Here is a 1,757-nt window from a genome sequence, read left to right as displayed (position 1 = left end):
TTGTATCTCTGCCCTCTGACGTCCAGACCGGCGGCCTCCGCGACGCCCCGTGTCGCGAACGTCAACCCGTGGGCCGCGATCCATCCGTCGGCGAGCGCCGCCAACTGCACAAAGTCGCGATGCTCACACGCATGCGTCGACGCCACCACGGCCGCCGCCGCGCCGAGCGGCGTCACCCGGCTGCCGTCCAGGAACCCCTCGGCTGCGGCCACGAGCTCGCCATCACTCCTCGGTGCCGCCAACACCTCCGCCCGTTCCGTGCTCTTGGCTTTCATGACCGCCTCAGCCTTCGCCACCGCACCCGCGAGCCGCGGTAACGAACCCTCCACGCGACCACCACGCCGCCGCTGGACCTTGCGCCTCCACTCGGCCGGCAGCACCAGCACGTTCTCGTCCGGCAACACGACCGGCCCCTCCGCTGCGCCGCTGTCCGACACAGCCGGTCCGCCCGCCCGACCGTCCGGCACAGGGGGGTCCCAGACAACCGGGCCGGACACAGCCGCAGCAGCATCCGGCGCCGCGGCGGCGCCGGCGGCCATCTCCATATACCCCTTCTTCACCTTCTCCGAGACCAACCCCTCCACATGTGCGATCGCCGCCGCCTCGTCGGCGAACTCCTTTACCCGAGTCTGTCCCGCGGTACCGACGCGTCCGAACCGGACGGTCACCACGGCACCGTCGCGCGACACCCACCAGAACTTCGGCGACCCCGCACCCCGGTGCTCGAAACAGCGCATCCTGAGCAACTCCTCGATATCGACCAATGGCGGCGGGCGACACGGTAGCCACGGGGAATGACATCTTCGGCAACGGCGAGCACGGCGAGCGACCCCGCGTCGACCGGGCGGGTCCATTGCGCTCCGCGTTCTTGAGGGTCGCGGGGATCCGCCGGGCGATCGTGCGTTCGGGCACCCGGACGGCTTCCATGGCGGTGTCGCCGCGCTCTGCGGGTGTCGTTCATCGACGTGGAGATCCGCACCTGAGCCGGCTCGACCGTGGGGTTGCCGCTGGTACCGCAGCACCGCCGCGGGCGCCGCTTTCCGGCGGCGCCCGGCGGCGACGACCCCGTCGGTCATCGCTGCGGGGTGGTCCGGCGTCCGGGCGCGGGTTCCGGGGACGGGCTGCCGGCAAGCCCGTGGTCGTAGGCGAAGATGACGGCCTGGACCCGGTCGAGGGCGCCGATCTTGGCGAGTACCCGGCCGATGTGCGTCTTGACGGTCGACTCTGACAGGACCAGTTCCTCGGCGATCTCGCCGTTGGTCAGGCCGCGGGCGATGGCGAGCAGGATCCCGTGTTCCCGGTCGGTCAGCGTGCCCAGCCGTGGATCGGCGGGGCGTTCGGGTGCGGAGGCGCCGCCCAGGTGCTGAGCGAACTCGTCGAGCAGCCGCCGGGTGAGGGCGGGAGCGATGACGGCGTCGCCGGCGGCGACCGCGCGGATGCCGGCGAGCAGTTCCTCCGGGTGGGCGTCCTTGAGCAGGAATCCGCTCGCGCCCGCGCGCAGCGTGGCGTGCACGTATTCGTCGAGGTCGAACGTGGTGAGCATGAGGATGTGTGAGCGGGCGCCGGCCTCCACGATCCGCCGGGTGGCCTCGATGCCGTCCATGCCGGGCATGCGGACGTCCATCAGGACCACATCGGGGTGCAGCTCCGCGGCGCGGCGTACGGCGTCGGCGCCGTTCCCGGCCTCTTCGACGACCTGAGTGTCGGCGGTGCTGTCCAGCAGCATGCGGAAGCCGAAGCGTTGCAGCGGCTGGTCG

The 1,757-nt window shown here is 71.6% G+C and carries 2 protein-coding genes; both read right to left on the bottom strand.

Annotation, left to right across the window (positions count from 1 at the left end; genetic code table 11):
* Positions 1–764: WGR domain-containing protein (locus tag AB0G14_RS35525; protein ID WP_357705171.1), on the bottom strand; the 764-nt coding region annotated here is incomplete at its 3' end.
* A gap of 308 nt (positions 765–1,072) precedes the next feature.
* Positions 1,073–1,757, bottom strand: a 685-nt coding sequence (locus tag AB0G14_RS35520) for a response regulator transcription factor (RefSeq protein WP_357705169.1), incomplete at its 5' end; no start/stop codon positions are given.

Origin of the sequence: Micromonospora sp. NPDC023814, assembly GCF_040639595.1 — a bacterium.
Lineage (GTDB): Bacteria > Actinomycetota > Actinomycetes > Mycobacteriales > Micromonosporaceae > Micromonospora.
The sequence above is the reverse complement of the archived record's forward strand: the minus strand, read 5'-3'. Positions and strand labels throughout refer to the sequence as shown.